Consider the following 14,901-nt stretch of genomic DNA (forward strand, 5'->3'; position numbering starts at 1 on the left):
GTGGAGGCCCCTTCCCGGGAAGGGGCCTCCACGGCCTTCGTGATCGTGCTCAGCTGATCTGCGTCGTGCCCAGTACGGTGTCCTGGTCGGCCGGGTCCAGCGCCAGGTTCACGTCGAAGTTCGCCAGCGACGGGTCCGAAGCGTCGGTCGTCACGTGCGTGACCGCTTCGGGGTCGACCGAGGTGGTCGCCTCGCCGGCCGGAACGCCTTCGGGCACCGTGAAGTCCACGCTGCCCTCCGCGGTGAACGCCAGCGTGCCCTCGTCGGGAATCGCGGTGTCCGGGATCGGCAGGCTGACCGGCAGCGCGACCGGCTGGTCGCCGATCTGCACGGTCACCGAGGCGTCGATCGAACCGCCCAGCGTCGTGACCCCGACCAGGCGCAGGCCGTCCGCCGCGGCGGTGCCCACGTCCGCGTCGAGGCTGAAGGGCACCGAAACCGTCTGGCCGATCGTCGCCGACTCCGGCACGTCGACGTGCACCACCGTCGAGACGGTCTGCTCGCCGATCAGCGGGAAGGAGCCCTTGAAGTCCAGCGGTTTGTCCGCGGCACTGGCCACGCCGGCGCCGAGGACCGTCACCGCCGCGGCGGTCGCGGTGGCGAGCACCCCCATTCTGGCGAAGAACCGGCCGGGAACGCGCTGCGTCATCGTCTTCACATCCAGCTCCTTTTCCGTTGCTGCACCGGGAAAATTGCTGGTAGGAAATTAACCGATTCCGGTGCTTCCCGGCACCGCAGCACCGTTTCCGTCAGATTTTGCTCACGCGCACCAGAATCCGGGAACCCCATCGTTGTCATCGCGAGGCGCCGCACGACAATTCCCTGCCCGCGCACCCTGTCCGCGGTGAGCAAAACCCGGCGGTTCGGCTTGCCGTGCCCGCGCCGGGCTGCCACCATCCCGGGATCAGCCCGAACCTCGCCGCCGGCGAGGGTGAGACGACAGGATCCGGTGCACCCAGCCCAGCACTCCCCCGGCCGCACGGGACCGTTCGGCTCCACCCTGCTCGGCCCGCTCGGCCAGAGCGCCCCGGCCCTGCGCCGGCGGGTCCAGGTCCTGCTGACCGCCACGCTGATCGCCACCAACGTCATCGGCGCGCTCGTCGTGGTCGGGCTCGCGGCCCTGCTGATCCCCGGTCCGGGCATGTCCGCCGGCCTCGTGCGGGTCACCGCGATCTCGGTACCGGGCTACGTCGTCGCCGCGGTCGTCGCCGGTGCGCTCTGGGGAACCCGCGGCGCGCTGCGGACGTTGCACTGGGCCGCCGAGGCACGCCCGCCGACCGAGGCCGAGCGCACGGCGACGCTGCGCGTCCCGCTCCGGCTCACGTTCGTCCAGGCGGTGCTGTGGGGCTTGGCGACCGTGCTGTTCGGCTGCCTGGCCGTGCTCGTCCAGCCGGACATCGCGCTGACCGTCTTCCTGGTGGTCGCCTTCGCCAGCGTCGTCGTGTGCGCGATCGCTTACCTGTTCGGCGAGTTCTCGCTGCGCCCGTACGTCGCGCTGGCGTTGCGGGGAGCGGCGCCGCCGCGGCTGCTGCACGGCGGGGTCAACCGGCGGATGCTGCTGTTCTGGTGCCTGGGCACGGGGGTGCCGGTCGCCGGACTCGTGGTCACCGCCGTGCTCGCCCTGGTGCGCGGCAACGTGTCCACCACGAAACTCGCCGTGTCGGTGATCGCGCTCGGACTGGTCGTGCTGTGCTTCGGCCTGCTGGTCACCGTGTTCACCGCGCGCTCGGTGGTGAACCCGCTCTCGTCGGTGCGCGACGGGCTCGGCCGGGTCCGGTCCGGGGACTTCGCGGTCACCATCCCGGTCTACGACGGGACCGAACTCGGGCTGCTGCAGGCGGGGTTCAACGACATGGCGGCCGGGCTCGCCGAGCGCGAGCGGCTGCGTGACCTGTTCGGCCGGCACGTGGGTCACGAGGTCGCGGTCGAGGCGATGCGCACCTCCACCGAGCTGGGTGGCACGGTGCGGGCGGTGTCGGTGCTGTTCGTCGACCTGATCGGTTCGACCGCGCTGGCCGCCAGCCGCCCGCCCGAGGAGGTCGTGGACCTGCTGAACCGCTTCTTCGCCGTCGTCGTCGACGAGGTCGGCCGGCAGCACGGGCTGGTGAACAAGTTCGTCGGCGACGCCGCGCTGGCGATCTTCGGCGCGCCGGTCCCGCTGGCCGACCACGCCGGGCACGCGCTCGGCGCGGCCCGCGCGATCGCCGCGCGGCTGGCGGCCGAGGTGCCGGAATGCCCGGCCGGCGTCGGCGTGGCCACCGGGGACGCGGTCGCGGGCAACGTCGGCGACCCCCGCCGGTTCGAGTACACCGTGATCGGCGATCCGGTCAACGAAGCGGCCCGCCTGACCGAACTCGCGAAGAACGCCGACAGCCGCCTCCTCGCCTCCTGGCCTGCCGTCGAGGCCGCGTCCGCCGACGAAGCCGGGCACTGGACGACGGCGGACGAGGTCACCCTCCGCGGCCGTGGCCGCGCGACGACGCTCGCCACCCCGCGAGCGGCGCCCGGCCCGGTCCGGCACCCGTGAGCGGGCCCGGCCGGCGACCGAGCCCGGTTACCGCCGGCTGAGGCGGGTATGCCGTCCTCCTGCCGAAGGGAAGGAGAACCGATGGCGGCCATCACCACCCGGCGCTGGGCGCTTCCGGTCGTGGCCGTCCTGGGGCTGGTTTACCTGGTCCTCGGGGTGGCCGGGTTCATCGTGCCGGAAACCGCCTACGCCGCCGGGCACGACACTTCGCGCCTGATCTGGGTGTTCAGTTCCAGCACGGTGCTGAACATCGTGCACGTGCTGCTCGGGGTGCTCGGGCTGCTCGCGGCTCGGAAGCTTTCGAGCGCGCTGGGGTACTGCTGGGTGCTGTTCGTCGCCTTCACCGGGCTGACCGCCTACGGCATCCTGGCCACCTCGTTCGGCAGCGTGCCGCAGGATCCGGTCAACCTCAACTGGGCGGACAACTGGCTGCACGGCATCACCGCGCTGATCGCTCTCGTGGTGGCGCTCGCCGGCACCGCCACCGGCACCGGTGCCCGCGGCGAACCGCGCTCGGCGAGCTGAACCACGAGGGCCTGAACCACAAGGGCAACGCTACCGGCCCTGCTGGGGGTCGGTGTCGTCGTGCGGATCGCCCGACGACGTGCCCTGTTCGCCCCGGATGGTCTCCCGTTCCTCGTCGCGCGTCTCGCCGTAGGCGTCGTCGTGCTCGGGATGTCCGCTCGTGCTCTGCTTCTTCTCCGCCATGGCCGCCGGTTACCCGGCTTTCCCCCGCGCCATGCGGAACTCCTCCGCGTCGAGGTCCACGATCGGTTCGGGATAGTCCAGCTCGTCCCGATCGCGGCCGGACAGCTTCCACGGTTCGTGCACCCGCGAGCCCGCCACCCCCGCCAGCTCCGGAACGTATCGGCGGACGTAGTCGCCGTCCGGATCGTAGCGCCGGGCCTGGGCCAGCGGATTGAGCACCCGATTCGGCCGGGTGTCGGTCCCGGTGCCGGCCACCCACTGCCAGTTCATCTGGTTGTTCGCGATGTCGCAGTCGACCAGCAGCTCCATGAAGTGCCGCGCGCCCAGGCGCCAGTCGAGGTAGAGGTTCTTGGTCAGGAAGCTACCGACGATGAGCCGCCCGCGGTTGTGCATCCAGCCCTCACCCGCGAGCTGGCGCATGGCGGCGTCGACGATCGGATAGCCGGTTCGGCCGCGTCGCCACGCCTCGAAGTCCGCGTTCGCGCCGCGCCAGCGGTCACCATGGGGCCGGTAGTCCTTTGTGGAGCATTGTGGGCGTGCGGCGAGGACCTGATGGTGGAAGTCGCGCCAGGCAAGCTGCCGGGTGAACGCGCGGGCACCTTCGGACTCGGTCCCGGCTCGATCGAGCAGTTCGACCGGGGAGAGCGCACCGAAGTGCAGGTACGGCGACAACCGGGACGTCGCGTCGGCGGCGAGTGCGTCGTGTGCACTCTCGTAGTCGAGAATGTCCTTGCGGCACCAGCGGTTCATCAGCTTCCGCGCCGTCGTTTCGCCACCGCGGGGCAGCTCGGGCGAATCCGGCTTGGGCGCCCGGGGAAGTTTTCCGGGCGACACGCGTGGCATGGAGATCGCGCGTGGCGCGCGGAGTACCCCACGGCGAGGCACTCCCTGCCACTTGCGGAAGTACGGTGTGAAGACGGCGAAATGGTCGTTACCCGTCGGGGTCAGCGACAGCGGTTCCACCGCGGTGACAGAAGTCTCGTGCACGCACAGGTCGACCGCTTCCGCGAGCCGACGCTCACGACGCTGCGCGAATCCGCTGACGTCCCCCGCGACGTGGACCTCGTCGACGCCGTGACGCCGCACCAGCTCGAGGACTTCGGCGACCGGATCGCCCTTTCGGACCACGAGATGTCCGCCCCGCTTCCGCAGTGCCTGGTCGAGATCGGCGAGGCAGTCCGCGAGGAAGGCCGAACGATTGGCCGAGTGGAAGGGCGACCGGCTGATCGCCTCGTCGGCCACGAACACCGGAATGCACTGTCCGGCCGCGGCCGCCGCGTGCAGCACCGGATTGTCGTGCACCCGCAGGTCGCGGGTGAACAGAGCGATCGACGTATGCGCCACAGCTGTGCCGGTACCCGGCGAGGGCACGGCGAAACCCCGTTTCCGCCGAGAGACAGCGGGTAAGCCGGGGAGAACCCCACAACCGAGGAGAGGACGTGCCCGATGAGCACCATCACCGAGTCCGTCGACGTGGACGTGACGGTGTCCACGGCCTACGACCAGTGGACCCAGTTCGAATCGTTCCCGGAGTTCATGGAAGGCGTGGACGAGATCCGGCAGGTCGACCCCACCCACACGCACTGGACGATCTCGGTGGGCGGCGTGACCCGCGAGTTCGACGCGACGATCACCGAGCAGCATCCCGACGAACGGGTCGCCTGGGCCTCGGACTCCGGGCCGACCCACGCCGGGGTGATCACCTTCCACCGCATCAACGACGAGACCACCAGGGTGACCGCCCAGATGGACCTCGACCCGGACGGCTTCGCCGAGAAGGCCGCCGACAAGCTCGGCATCCTCAACCGCCGGGTCAAGGGCGACCTGGACCGCTTCAAGACGTTCATCGAACGCCGGGGCGGGCAGCAGACCGGTTCCTGGCGCGGTGACGTGCAGCGGCCACCCCAGAACTGATCCAGCACTGAGATCCCGCACTGAGGACACCGCCGCACGAAAGCCAGTCATGAAGAAACCGCCGCCGTCGCCGGGAAGTCGTGCATGGATGCCGACGAACTCGTCGTGCTCGGGAGCGGAGCGGCCGGGGTCAGTGCGGCGTGTGCCTATCGCGAAGCCGGCGGCACCGGCCCGGTCCGCATCCTGAGCGCCGACGTCGACCCACCTTACGAACGGCCTCCGCTGTCGAAGAACTTCCTGCGTGGTGAGACGAGCGCGGAGAAGATCTCCCTGCTGGACGCCGGGGAGGACCACGCACTGTGGCGACGGCTCGGCGCGGCCGGACACCGAATCGGCCAGGAGCCGGGTGCCATCGTGCGCACCAGCGCACGGCTCGACGGGCGGGCACCCGACGGGCTCTCGACCCTGCTGCGCCGGCTCGCCTCGGGCGAGTGAGCCCGCCGGGTCCGGCCGGGTTCGGCCCCGGACCGGGTGAGCACTACGCTCGGCCCGCAGTCACCACGCCCGGAACCCGGAGGTCGCCGCCGTGCTCGACGAGGACAACGCCCCGGTGGGCGTGGATCCCACCCGCTCGAGCGTCGCGCGGGTCTACGACTACTTCCTCGGCGGCGAGGACCACTACGAGGTGGACCGGGTCATGGGCGACCAGATCCTCGCGAAAATGCCCGAGGTCCGCGACGTGGCCAGGGAGAACCGGGCGTTCCTCATCCGCGCCTGCCGGTTCCTGGCCACCAACGCCGGTATCCGCCAGTACCTCGACTGCGGTTCCGGCCAGCCCACCGCGGAGAACGTGCACCAGGTCGTCCAGCGCATCCACGACGACGCCAAGGTGCTCTACAGCGACTACGACCCGGTGGTGGCCAGCCGGGGCCGGGCGCTGCTGGTCGAGGACGAGCGGACGAACTACCTCGAGGCCGACATCTTCGCACCGGAGAGCATCCTCGACGCCGAGCTCACGCGCGGGCACCTGGACTGGAACCAGCCGATCGCGCTGCTGTTCGTCGCGGCTCTGCACCACTACAAGGGCGACCACGGCCAGCCCGCCGAGATCACCCGGCGCTACCTCGACGCGCTGCCGTCGGGGTCCTACGTGGTCATCTCGCACGTGCTCGACCCGCGCGACGGCAGCCAGGACGACGAAACGCTGCAGGAAACCCTGCAGGTCATCCGCGAAGGGTCGATGCGCGACATCACCGCCCGCACCCGCGAGGAGATCCGGGAGCTCTTCCACGGACTGGAGCTCGTCCCGTCCGGGCCGGGCCGGCCGGGGGAGATCGTGCCGGTGGCCGACTGGTGGCCGGACGGTCCCCGGCTCGGCCCCGACACGATCGCCCAGCGGATCATCGCCGCCGGGGTCGCCCGCAAACCCTGAGGAGCGTTTGCCTCCGGAGCCGGCCGGGAAACCGGTACGCATGGCCCGAGTCGAGGAGTTGCTGGCCGAGCACGGCACGACCTACGCCGCCGAGGCCGGGATCACGCTGGCGGACAAACCGCAGCCGCTGTACCGGCTGCTGGTGCTGACCACGTTGCTGTCCACCCGGATCAACGCCGAGCTCGCCGTCGCGGCCGCGAAAGAACTTCCGCGCTCACCGTCGGCGATGCGGGCCTCGACGTGGCAGGAGCGGGTCGACGCGCTCGGGCGCGCGCACTACGTCCGGTACGACGAAAGCACTTCCACTCATCTCGGCGAGGCTGCGGACTTCGTCCGCGAGCGCTACCGCGACGATCTGCGCCGGATGAACGACGCCGCGGGCAAGGACCCGCGACAGCTGGAGAAGCTCGTCGCCGAGTTCCCGCGGATCGGGCGTACCGGCGCGCAGATCTTCTGCCGTGAGGCCCAGGCCGTGTGGCCGTGGCTGCGCCCCTACTTCGATCAGCGGGCGCTGCGCGGTGCGGACAAGGCCGGGCTGCCCGGCGATCCGCGCCGGCTCGCCCGGCTGGTCTCCGGGGACGACGTCGCTCGGCTGGCGGCCGCGCTGGTCCGGGTCGGCCTGGCGAAGACGGGAAGGAGGCGCTGATGCGTCCGGTCTGGCAGGGAGCGCTCGCGTTCGGGCTGGTCAACGTCCCGGTGCGGCTGTACAAGGCGGTCGAGGACAACGCGGTGCGGTTCACCCAGTTCCAGCGCGGGACCCGGGACCGCATCCGCTACCGCCGGGTCAACGAGCGTACCGGCGACGAGGTCAAGTACGAGGACATCGTCCGCGGCCGCGAGGTCGGCGACGGGGAGTACGTGCTCGTCGAACAGGACGAGCTGGACGAGATCGCGCCGGGTCGTTCGCGGTCGCTCGAGGTGGAGAGCTTCGTGGACCTCGCCGAGGTCGATCCGGTGTACTTCGACCGCACCTACTGGCTGGCGCCCGCGAACGACGACGCCGAACGGCCGTACGTCCTGCTCTTCGACGCACTCGCCCGGCGGGACAAGGCAGCGGTCGCGAAGTTCGTGCTGCACGGCAAGGAGCACCTCGCACTCGCCCGTGCCGGACACGACGTCCTGGTGCTCAACACCCTGCACTTCTCCGCCGAGGTCCGCGATCCCGCACGGGACGTGCCGCACCTGCCGGCGCAGGCGAAGACCAAGGACAAGGAACTCGACATGGCGGTCCGGCTCGTCGACTCGATGACCGAGCCCTGGCAGCCCGAGGAGTACCACGACACCTACCGCGAACGCGTCGAGGACCTGGTCAAGGCCAAGAAGGCGGGCCAGACGGTCACTCCCGCCGAAGCACCCGAGGAACCGACGAAGGTGGTCGACCTGTTCGAGGCCCTGTCCAAGAGCGTGCGCGGCAGCCGCAAGCGCCGGACCCCGGACGTCTCCGGCCTTTCCAAGGCGGACCTGCAGAAGCTCGCGAAGGAACGCGACGTCAAGGGCCGCTCGAAGATGTCGCGGGCCGACCTGGAAGCCGCGCTGAAAGCCTCCTGAGCCGCCGCTGGTGCCCGCCTTGTCGCACGGCGGGCACCAGCGAAGTCTTCTACTGCAAAGCGGGCAGCAGCTCACGCGCGGCGAAGTCCAGGAATTCCGCCTGGTTCGCGCCGCCCACCTGCACCAGCGCCACGTCGGTGAAGCCCGCGTCCGCGAACTGGTCCACGGCCTTGCGAATGGGCTCGACGTCCGGGCCGCACGGGATCCCGGCCGCGACGTCGTCCTCACGCACGTTCTGCGTGGCCGCGGCGAAGGCACGCGGGCTCGGCAGCTCGGAGTTCACCGGCCAGCCGCCGGCGAACCAGCGGAACTGCTCGTGCGCACGGCGGACCGCGGCGTCGCGGTCGGTGTCCCAGGAGACCGGCAGCTGCGCGATCTTGCGGGCCGGCTGACCCAGCCGGGTCCGATCCCATTCCGCGCACAGGTCCGCGTTCGGTTCGACGGCGACCATCGCGTCGGCGACCGGGGCGAACCGGTGCACCGACTCCGGGCCCGACACCGCGACCGCGATCGGAACCCGTACCTCCGAGAGGTCCCACAATTTCGCCGAATCGACCCGGAAGTGCTTGCCCGCGTAGCTGAACGGGCCGCCGTCGAACAGACCGCCGATGATCTGCAGAGCTTCGGCCAGCAGCTCGTGCCGGACGGCGACGGACGGCCAGCCCTCGCCCACGACGTGCTCGTTGAGGTTCTCCCCCGCACCCAGTCCGAGGGTGAACCGATCACCGGAGAGCAGCTGCACCGTCGCGGCCTTCTGCGCGACGACCGCCGGGTGGTACCGGATGGTCGGGCACGTCACGTAGGTCATCAGCTCGACCTGCTCGGTGGCCTGGGTCACCGCACCGAGCACGCTCCACGCATAGGGTGCGTGCCCTTGTTCGGAAAGCCACGGCGAGTAGTGGTCACTGCAGACCTCGAAGGCGAAGCCGGCCTGCTCGGCGGCAGCCGCCCAGCCCACCAGCTCGCGGGGATCGGACTGCTCGGTCATCAGGGTGTAGCCGATACGCATGTCCCCGGCTTACCCCGGCGCCGCACCGGCAAACGCGGGCCGGGGTTTGACCGGCGGCACCGCGGGTAAGCGGACCCGGAGAGGAGAGGAGCCGTGTTGGAGGAGATGAACCGGACGCCGGCCCGGGAGAAGTCCACCACCGAGCTGGCCGCCGACCTGAGTGACGAAGTGAAACGCCTGATCCGCGACGAACTACGGCTCGCGACAGCCGAACTGCAGACCAAGGGCAAGCGGTTCGGTCTCGGCGCGGGGCTGGTCGGCGTGGCCGGGGTACTGGCCTTCTTCGGTGCCGGAGTGCTGGTCTTCGCGGCGATCCTGGCGCTGGCCCTGGTGCTGCCGGGCTGGCTGGCCGCGGTCATCATCGGCGCAGTTCTGCTGCTGGGAGCCGGAATCGGCGCACTGGCCGGGAAGAAGCAGGTCGGCCGCGCGGTACCACCGGTACCGGAGGAAGCGGTCGGCAACGTCCGCGAGGACGTCGAGGACATCAAGCAGGAGGTGCGGTCATGACCGAGCGTGAGACGGCGCCCACCGACGCGGAGCGAGCGCGGGCCGACCGTGACGTCACGCGGGAGGAACTGGCCGAGACGATCGATGCGCTGGGACACAAGCTGGATGTGCGGACCCGGGCCTCCGAACGCGTCGACGCGACGATCGAGCAGGCTACAGCCGGGGTGGAGGACAAGATTTCCGCGCCGGCCGCGCGGAAGTTCCGCAGCGGCGCCGAAGCCGTTCGCGACAATCCGCTGCCGATCTTCGGCGCGGTGCTGGGCGGCCTGCTGGTGATCCGGCTGCTGGTCCGCCGCCGTTCTCGCGCGAGGACCGATTCCTGACCCACCGAGAGGAGTACGGATGACCGACCGCGAACCGTCCGAACCGGAGACCCTCACGCCCATGGAATCCCTGGACGAGGACGACTTGCGCGTCGACCCGCTGGAGACCGGCGTGGAGCCCCCCGAGCACTGGAGCCCGGCCGCGCGGTCCGGCACCACGCCGGCCGAGGTGCGCGAGGGCGAACCCCTCGGCCGCAGGCTGGCCGAGGAGGAGCCGGACGTCCAGCCCGGTGCGGTCCCCGAACGTCCGATCGCGGCCACCCCGGCCGCCGAGCTGGACGACTCGGTCGACGCCGCCCCCGCCGACGGTGGTGAGCTCGTCCCGGACGACGTCCCCGCTCACCACTCGGACCCCGATCCGGTCGAGCAGGCCGACGAGGCGGGCGGTTCGGTCGCGGATTCCCTGCGTACCGAATGAGTTTCGCTGCACACTGAAGGAACACAGCTGGAAAGGGCGGAGACACAGCCGGTGTCTCCGCCCTTCCGTCCGGCTCACCTGCCGAGCGCGTCCTGAAGCTGCTTCTTGGTCATCGAGGACCGGCCCTTGATGTTGCGCTGCCTGGCCTCGTTGTAGAGCTGGTCACGCGTCGGCCCGCCGGGGCCCTGCCGGTTCCCCGAGCGCTTGCCGCCGCGGTGCTGTGGCGAGACGTCCTTTGTGGACGTCTTGCTCGCCCGCCGGGACTCGCCCTCCTGCGCGCGGTTCTTGTTGACCGTACGCGCGGCGATCTCCTTCGCACGGCCAGTGCTCGCGCCGCGGTCCTGTTGCGAAGACTTGATGTGCTCGTACTGTCGTTCCCGCTTGCCGCTCCAGCTCTGCTCCGGCATGCCAACCTCCTCGATACGGTCGTCAAGTCCCGGATACCCGGTTGAATGCCGGGAAAACCCGCCGCGTTTGCCGAACCCCCCGAACGGGAAAGCCCCACCCATGCGAACGGCAGTGGAGATCGCCGCGTGGTGGTGCGGCTTGGCCGGTCTGTGGCTGCTCACGCTTTCCACCCCGTCCGCGCCCGAGCTGGGCGCCGGCGCCGTCGCCGCGCTCGTGGCCGCCGCCGCGGCGTTCGGAGCGCGGCGAGCGCTCACCGGACGATGGCGGTTCCGGCTCGGCTGGCTTCGCTGGTTCACGTCGCTTCCGGTCTCCGCGGTACGGGAGTCCGCGGTGGCGCTGACCACCGTGGCCCGCAATCCGGAAGCGGGCAGACTCGAGCACGTCGAGCTGCTGGATGAGTCGCGTGCCGTGCACGACGGCCGTCTGGCGGCCGCCGCGTTCGTGGTCGGCTGCACACCGGGCACGATGGTCGTGGCCGGTGCGCCCGGCACGGGAAGGCTGGTCGTACACCGGCTTCCGGGCAGTGGCGGGAAAATCCTGCGACAGGTGCGCCGATGACCTGGCTCCTGCTGGCCGCGCTGCTGCTCCTCGCCGGAGGACTGGGCCCGGCGCTGTGGTTGTCCGCGCGCGGCCGCCCCGCTGAGCGGCTCGCCGGTCTGCAGCAGGCTTCCGCGGTCACGGTTCTGGTGCTTTTGCTGCTCACTCAGGCCTACGGGCCGTCCAGCGCCGTGGTGCTGCCGCTCGTACTGGTGGTGCTCGCGTTCTCCGGCACGCTCGTGTTCATCCGCCTGCTGGGTGCGCGATGACGGTTGCCGCACAGGTTCTCGTGTTCGCCGGAGTGGCCGTGGTGCTGTTGTCGTCGGCGGGGCTGGTGCGTGCCCGGGATCTGCTCACCCGCCTGCACCTGCTCTCCCCGGTCACCACCCTCGGCGCGCCTCTGATCGGAATCGGGCTGGTCCTGGTCAACGGCTGGCACCTCGGCTCCGGTGCGATCGTGGTGACCGTCGCGCTGCTGGTCGTCACCGGCCCGGTCGTGCAGGCGGGAACCGCGCGGCTGGAGGCCGTGCGCCGCGGCGCGCTCGACGAGGACCTGCCGTCGTGACCACGGCCCTGCTGCTGGTGTCGCTGGCACTCGTCGCGGTGTCCGGCCTGGTGGTCGTGGCCACTGGCGACCCGCGGCGCCAGGCTGTCCCGTTCTCGGTGTTCTCATTGTGCCTGACGGTGCTGTTCATGGTCTTCCAGGCACCGGACGTCGCGTTGTCGGAGCTGGCGGTCGGCGCCGCCGTGCTGCCGCTGCTGGTGCTGCTGACCGTGCGCCGGGTGGGTCGCCGGTGAGGGCGCGCGACGGCCTCGCGCTCGTCGGCGGAACCGGGGTGGCAGCGCTGCTCGTTTCCGCGTTCCTGCGGATGCCCGCCGCCGGCGGGACCGCGCACCCCTACCGCGATCTGGTGCTCCCGGCAGCGCTGCGGGCCGACACCCCGAATCTGGTGTCCTCGGTGAACTTCGACCTGCGCGCCTTCGACACCCTCGGCGAGGAAACCATCGTCGTCGCGGCAGTGGTCGGGGTACTGACCCTGCTGCCGCCGCCGCGGCGGAGATCCGCTCCCCCGCAGCCCGGTTACGTGCTGCCGGCGGTCCGGTTCACCGGCTACCTGCTCCTGCCGCTCGCGGTCGTACTGGGAATCGACGTGGTGGTGCACGGGCATCTCAGCCCCGGCGGCGGGTTCCAGGGCGGCGTCGTCCTCGCGACCGGCTGGCACCTGCTCTACCTGTCCGGGAGCTATTCCGCACTGCAGCGGCTCCGCCCACTGGCCTGGCTGGAGCACACCGAAGCCGCGGCCACCGGGCTGTACGTCGTGACCGGCCTCGCCGGGCTCGTCGCGACCGGACACTTCCTGACGAACTTCCTGCCATCAGGCCGGTTCGGCTCGCTGCTGTCGGCGGGCACGGTGCCGTTGCTGAGCCTGCTGATCGGCATCGAGGTCGCGGCGGGCGTGATCGTGCTGCTGTCCCGTTTCCTGGCGCACGGGCTGGGACACGCGCGATGACTGTCCTCTCGGGTGCGTGTTACGGCGTCGCCGGGTGGCTCCTGCTGCTCGGCTGCGCGGGGATCGTGCGGAGCCGGCACCTGGTGCACACGGTGGTGTCGCTGTCGGTCGCACAGGCCGGAACATACGTGCTGCTGCTCGCGATCGGGTACCAGCAAGGCGCCGGCGCCCCGATCGTCGTTCAGGGACAACAACTTCCGGTGGTCGACCCGACTGTCCAGGCCCTCACGCTCACCGACATCGTCGTCTCCGCGACCATCACCGCGCTCCTGCTCGCACTCACTGTCCAGATCTCGCGGCGGCACGGCACGGTCGACCCCGACGAGCTGCGCTCGTTGCGAGGCTGACTGTGCTGCCCGCGCTCCTGGTGGCGGTACCGCTGATCGCCGCGTGCCTGCTGCTCGGCCTCGGTCCCGTCCTGCCGCGCGCCGCCGCCGACGCGTTCGCGACCGGCACGGCCGTCGCGGTCACCGTCCTGGCCGGCATGCTGGTCGTACGGGCACAGGACCAGCGGGTCGTGACGTGGCTCGGCGGGCATCACCCGGACGGCACCCGCTCCACCGGCATCGTCCTCGTCGTGGACTCGCTCAGCGCCGTGCTGTCCGCGCTGACCGCGTTCCTCACGATGTGCGCGCTCGTGTACAGCTGGCGCTACTTCGCCGCGGTCGAGGCTCGTTACCACGCGCTGATCCTGCTGTTCCTGGCCGGCATGCTGGGCTTCCTGGTGACCGGCGACCTGTTCACCATGTTCGTGTTCTTCGAGCTGATGGGCGGAGTCGCGTACGCGCTCACCGGATATCGGGTGGAAGAGGCGGATTCGGTACAGGGCGCGTTCAACTTCGGGGTGGTGAACTCACTCGGCGCCTACTTCACGCTGATGGGGATCGGCCTGCTCTACGCCCGTGCCGGGCAGCTCGGGCTGGCGCAGCTGGGCGTCGCGCTGGGCGGGCGCACCGACGCGCTCACCACCGCCGCCTTCGTCCTCGTCTGCACCGGGCTGCTGGTCAAGGCCGCCGCGGTGCCGTTCCACTTCTGGCTCGCCGACGCGCACGCGGTCGCCCCGGCGCCGGTGTGTGTGCTGTTCTCCGGCGTGATGGTGGAACTCGGCCTGTACGGGGTCCTGCGTGTCCGGTCCGTGCTGTTCCCGGAGGCACCGGATCGCGTGCTGCTGGTACTGGGCGCGGGTACCGCGGTGCTGGGCGCCGTGCTCTGCGTGACGCAACGGCACCTCAAGCGGATGCTCGCGTATTCGACGATCGCGCACACCGGCCTGTTCCTGTGCGGGCTGGCGGCTTCCGGACCGCGGGCGGGCGCGGGTTTCGTGCTGTCGGTGCTGGGCCACGCCGGGGCGAAGTCGGCGTTGTTCCTGCTCGTCGGAGTGCTGCTCAATCGGTGGGAAAGCGTGGACGAGAACGAGCTGGCCGGCCGTGGCTCGCGGACCCAGGGCGTGCTGTTCGTCGTCGCCGCGCTCGGGCTGGCCGGGCTGCCACCGTTCGGTAGCGCACTGGGCAAGGACGTCACCGAAGGGGCCTCGCCCGAGTGGACGGCCGGGCTGGCCGTGCTGATCTCGGCCGTCACCGCGGGCGCGGTGCTGCGCGCGGGCCTGCGCGTCCACTTCGGACTCGGCAGGCAGCCCCGTGGCGGGTCCGGGGACAAGTCGACCGGAAGCGGTGAGGAACCCGAAACCACCCAGCGGATCCAGCGCATCCCGGCGACCATGCTGGGTGCGGTGGTTCTGCTCCTGGCGCTCGCGCTGGCCGCCGGAACGGTGCCGTGGCTCCGCGAAGCGGCGGCGGTGGCGGGTGCGCAGGTCGCCGACCGGGCGGGGTACCTGCACGCCGTCCTTCCGGTGCTGCCCGCGGCGCCCGCGATCCCGCCGGCGGAGGTTTCGTGGACCGGGACGGGCCTGGTTCACGCGGCCGCGGCCGTGCTGCTGGCGCTGGCCGTCGCCGCAGCGGGACTGTGGCCTCGCCGACGGGCACCGTCCGCGGTACGCGACGGGATCCACGCTCTGCACCGCGCACATTCCGGGCATGTGGGCGACTACGTGGCCTGGCTGCTGGTGGGCGTCACCGTCCTGGCCGGGCTGGCGTGGCTGTGACCGCCGATCGGTTTTCCG

22 protein-coding genes are annotated in these 14,901 nt (G+C 71.0%); 17 read left to right on the forward strand and 5 right to left on the reverse strand.

The annotated features are described in order from the left end of the window. Positions 1-49: 49 nt before the first annotated feature. Positions 50-649, reverse strand: a complete 600-nt coding sequence (locus BJY18_RS07370) for a DUF6801 domain-containing protein (RefSeq protein WP_246459541.1) — start codon at positions 647-649, stop codon at positions 50-52. A gap of 300 nt (positions 650-949) precedes the next feature. Between BJY18_RS07370 and BJY18_RS07375 the strand changes: the two genes are divergently transcribed. Then, on the forward strand, positions 950-2,527 hold the full coding sequence (locus BJY18_RS07375) for an adenylate/guanylate cyclase domain-containing protein (RefSeq protein WP_184778818.1): 1,578 nt from the start codon (positions 950-952) through the stop codon (positions 2,525-2,527). 81 nt (positions 2,528-2,608) lie between these two features. Continuing rightward, a complete protein-coding gene (locus tag BJY18_RS07380; protein ID WP_184778820.1) occupies positions 2,609-3,052 on the forward strand; it encodes a DUF4383 domain-containing protein in 444 nt (147 codons plus the stop codon). A 30-nt stretch (positions 3,053-3,082) separates the two neighbouring features. On the opposite strand, the gene BJY18_RS07385 is transcribed toward BJY18_RS07380, so the two are convergent. Further along, entirely contained in the window at positions 3,083-3,235 is a 153-nt protein-coding gene (locus BJY18_RS07385; protein WP_184778822.1) for a hypothetical protein, read from the reverse strand. A gap of 9 nt (positions 3,236-3,244) precedes the next feature. Next, complete coding sequence (locus BJY18_RS07390) at positions 3,245-4,579, reverse strand: cryptochrome/photolyase family protein (protein ID WP_312873770.1); 1,335 nt, start codon at positions 4,577-4,579, stop codon at positions 3,245-3,247. Positions 4,580-4,681: 102 nt separating this feature from the next. On the opposite strand from BJY18_RS07390, the gene BJY18_RS07395 reads away from it, so the two are divergent. The 5 genes from BJY18_RS07395 (at position 4,682) to ku (ending at position 8,069) form a co-directional block, all read left to right on the forward strand. Next, on the forward strand, positions 4,682-5,149 hold the full coding sequence (locus BJY18_RS07395; protein WP_184778824.1) for an SRPBCC family protein: 468 nt from the start codon (positions 4,682-4,684) through the stop codon (positions 5,147-5,149). 84 nt (positions 5,150-5,233) lie between these two features. Beyond that, positions 5,234-5,584 (forward strand): FAD-dependent oxidoreductase, encoded by a 351-nt coding sequence (locus BJY18_RS07400; protein WP_184778825.1) that lies wholly within the window; start codon positions 5,234-5,236, stop codon positions 5,582-5,584. A 91-nt stretch (positions 5,585-5,675) separates the two neighbouring features. Next, the gene (locus tag BJY18_RS07405) at positions 5,676-6,521 is read left to right on the forward strand and encodes an SAM-dependent methyltransferase (protein WP_312873771.1); all 846 of its coding nucleotides are present in this window, start codon (positions 5,676-5,678) and stop codon (positions 6,519-6,521) included. A gap of 40 nt (positions 6,522-6,561) precedes the next feature. Then, on the forward strand, positions 6,562-7,167 hold the full coding sequence (locus tag BJY18_RS07410; RefSeq protein WP_184778827.1) for an endonuclease: 606 nt from the start codon (positions 6,562-6,564) through the stop codon (positions 7,165-7,167). Beyond that, positions 7,167-8,069, forward strand: coding sequence for a non-homologous end joining protein Ku (ku, locus tag BJY18_RS07415; RefSeq protein ID WP_184778829.1), 903 nt, complete (start codon positions 7,167-7,169; stop codon positions 8,067-8,069). The genes BJY18_RS07410 and ku overlap by 1 nt, the downstream gene beginning before the upstream one ends. Positions 8,070-8,118: 49 nt before the next feature. On the opposite strand, the gene BJY18_RS07420 is transcribed toward ku, so the two are convergent. Beyond that, complete coding sequence (locus tag BJY18_RS07420) at positions 8,119-9,078, reverse strand: TIGR03557 family F420-dependent LLM class oxidoreductase (RefSeq protein WP_184778830.1); 960 nt, start codon at positions 9,076-9,078, stop codon at positions 8,119-8,121. A gap of 93 nt (positions 9,079-9,171) precedes the next feature. Here BJY18_RS07420 and BJY18_RS07425 point away from each other — a divergent pair, with 93 nt between their 5' ends. From BJY18_RS07425 to BJY18_RS07435, 3 genes are read left to right on the forward strand one after another with little or no spacing between them, the layout of a single operon-like run. Next, positions 9,172-9,585: a phage holin family protein gene (locus tag BJY18_RS07425; protein WP_184778832.1), complete on the forward strand. Its 414-nt coding sequence runs from the start codon at positions 9,172-9,174 to the stop codon at positions 9,583-9,585. Continuing rightward, positions 9,582-9,908, forward strand: coding sequence for a DUF3618 domain-containing protein (locus BJY18_RS07430; RefSeq protein WP_184778834.1), 327 nt, complete (start codon positions 9,582-9,584; stop codon positions 9,906-9,908). The genes BJY18_RS07425 and BJY18_RS07430 overlap by 4 nt, the downstream gene beginning before the upstream one ends. Before the next feature lie 19 nt (positions 9,909-9,927). Further along, positions 9,928-10,326, forward strand: a complete 399-nt coding sequence (locus BJY18_RS07435; protein ID WP_184778836.1) for a hypothetical protein — start codon at positions 9,928-9,930, stop codon at positions 10,324-10,326. A gap of 74 nt (positions 10,327-10,400) precedes the next feature. Here BJY18_RS07435 and BJY18_RS07440 read toward each other — a convergent pair whose 3' ends face one another. Beyond that, the gene (locus BJY18_RS07440) at positions 10,401-10,733 is read right to left on the reverse strand and encodes a plasmid stabilization protein (RefSeq protein WP_184778838.1); all 333 of its coding nucleotides are present in this window, start codon (positions 10,731-10,733) and stop codon (positions 10,401-10,403) included. A gap of 100 nt (positions 10,734-10,833) precedes the next feature. Here BJY18_RS07440 and BJY18_RS07445 point away from each other — a divergent pair, with 100 nt between their 5' ends. The 7 genes from BJY18_RS07445 to BJY18_RS07475 are packed head-to-tail and all read left to right on the forward strand — an operon-like array spanning position 10,834 to position 14,883. Further along, on the forward strand, positions 10,834-11,292 hold the full coding sequence (locus tag BJY18_RS07445) for a Na+/H+ antiporter subunit E (protein WP_184778840.1): 459 nt from the start codon (positions 10,834-10,836) through the stop codon (positions 11,290-11,292). Further along, positions 11,289-11,540, forward strand: a complete 252-nt coding sequence (locus tag BJY18_RS07450; RefSeq protein WP_184778842.1) for a monovalent cation/H+ antiporter complex subunit F — start codon at positions 11,289-11,291, stop codon at positions 11,538-11,540. The genes BJY18_RS07445 and BJY18_RS07450 overlap by 4 nt, the downstream gene beginning before the upstream one ends. Next, positions 11,537-11,836 carry a monovalent cation/H(+) antiporter subunit G gene (locus BJY18_RS07455; protein WP_184778844.1) on the forward strand — a complete coding sequence of 100 codons (300 nt, stop codon included), beginning with the start codon at positions 11,537-11,539 and terminating at the stop codon, positions 11,834-11,836. Before BJY18_RS07450 ends, BJY18_RS07455 begins: the two co-directional genes overlap by 4 nt. Further along, complete coding sequence (locus BJY18_RS07460; RefSeq protein ID WP_184778846.1) at positions 11,833-12,069, forward strand: Na(+)/H(+) antiporter subunit B; 237 nt, start codon at positions 11,833-11,835, stop codon at positions 12,067-12,069. Before BJY18_RS07455 ends, BJY18_RS07460 begins: the two co-directional genes overlap by 4 nt. Next, positions 12,066-12,782 (forward strand): MnhB domain-containing protein, encoded by a 717-nt coding sequence (locus tag BJY18_RS07465; protein ID WP_312873772.1) that lies wholly within the window; start codon positions 12,066-12,068, stop codon positions 12,780-12,782. Before BJY18_RS07460 ends, BJY18_RS07465 begins: the two co-directional genes overlap by 4 nt. After that, entirely contained in the window at positions 12,779-13,129 is a 351-nt protein-coding gene (locus BJY18_RS07470) for a sodium:proton antiporter (protein WP_184778848.1), read from the forward strand. Before BJY18_RS07465 ends, BJY18_RS07470 begins: the two co-directional genes overlap by 4 nt. Positions 13,130-13,131: 2 nt before the next feature. After that, entirely contained in the window at positions 13,132-14,883 is a 1,752-nt protein-coding gene (locus BJY18_RS07475) for a complex I subunit 5 family protein (protein ID WP_184778850.1), read from the forward strand. The last annotated feature ends 18 nt before the right edge of the window (positions 14,884-14,901 follow it).

This window comes from Amycolatopsis jiangsuensis (genome assembly GCF_014204865.1).
In the GTDB taxonomy this organism is placed as follows: domain Bacteria; phylum Actinomycetota; class Actinomycetes; order Mycobacteriales; family Pseudonocardiaceae; genus Amycolatopsis; species Amycolatopsis jiangsuensis.

What these genes read in the sequence shown, in the direction of transcription:
- BJY18_RS07370 (WP_246459541.1), bottom strand. Translation starts at nt 649, where the DNA reads ATGACGCAGCGCGTTCCCGGCCGGTTCTTCGCCAGAATGGGGGTGCTC.
- BJY18_RS07380 (WP_184778820.1), top strand. Translation starts at nt 2,609, where the DNA reads ATGGCGGCCATCACCACCCGGCGCTGGGCGCTTCCGGTCGTGGCCGTC.
- BJY18_RS07385 (WP_184778822.1), bottom strand. Translation starts at nt 3,235, where the DNA reads ATGGCGGAGAAGAAGCAGAGCACGAGCGGACATCCCGAGCACGACGAC.
- BJY18_RS07395 (WP_184778824.1), top strand. Translation starts at nt 4,682, where the DNA reads ATGAGCACCATCACCGAGTCCGTCGACGTGGACGTGACGGTGTCCACG.
- BJY18_RS07400 (WP_184778825.1), top strand. Translation starts at nt 5,234, where the DNA reads ATGGATGCCGACGAACTCGTCGTGCTCGGGAGCGGAGCGGCCGGGGTC.
- BJY18_RS07410 (WP_184778827.1), top strand. Translation starts at nt 6,562, where the DNA reads ATGGCCCGAGTCGAGGAGTTGCTGGCCGAGCACGGCACGACCTACGCC.
- ku (WP_184778829.1), top strand. Translation starts at nt 7,167, where the DNA reads ATGCGTCCGGTCTGGCAGGGAGCGCTCGCGTTCGGGCTGGTCAACGTC.
- BJY18_RS07420 (WP_184778830.1), bottom strand. Translation starts at nt 9,078, where the DNA reads ATGCGTATCGGCTACACCCTGATGACCGAGCAGTCCGATCCCCGCGAG.
- BJY18_RS07430 (WP_184778834.1), top strand. Translation starts at nt 9,582, where the DNA reads ATGACCGAGCGTGAGACGGCGCCCACCGACGCGGAGCGAGCGCGGGCC.
- BJY18_RS07435 (WP_184778836.1), top strand. Translation starts at nt 9,928, where the DNA reads ATGACCGACCGCGAACCGTCCGAACCGGAGACCCTCACGCCCATGGAA.
- BJY18_RS07440 (WP_184778838.1), bottom strand. Translation starts at nt 10,733, where the DNA reads ATGCCGGAGCAGAGCTGGAGCGGCAAGCGGGAACGACAGTACGAGCAC.
- BJY18_RS07445 (WP_184778840.1), top strand. Translation starts at nt 10,834, where the DNA reads ATGCGAACGGCAGTGGAGATCGCCGCGTGGTGGTGCGGCTTGGCCGGT.
- BJY18_RS07450 (WP_184778842.1), top strand. Translation starts at nt 11,289, where the DNA reads ATGACCTGGCTCCTGCTGGCCGCGCTGCTGCTCCTCGCCGGAGGACTG.
- BJY18_RS07455 (WP_184778844.1), top strand. Translation starts at nt 11,537, where the DNA reads ATGACGGTTGCCGCACAGGTTCTCGTGTTCGCCGGAGTGGCCGTGGTG.
- BJY18_RS07470 (WP_184778848.1), top strand. Translation starts at nt 12,779, where the DNA reads ATGACTGTCCTCTCGGGTGCGTGTTACGGCGTCGCCGGGTGGCTCCTG.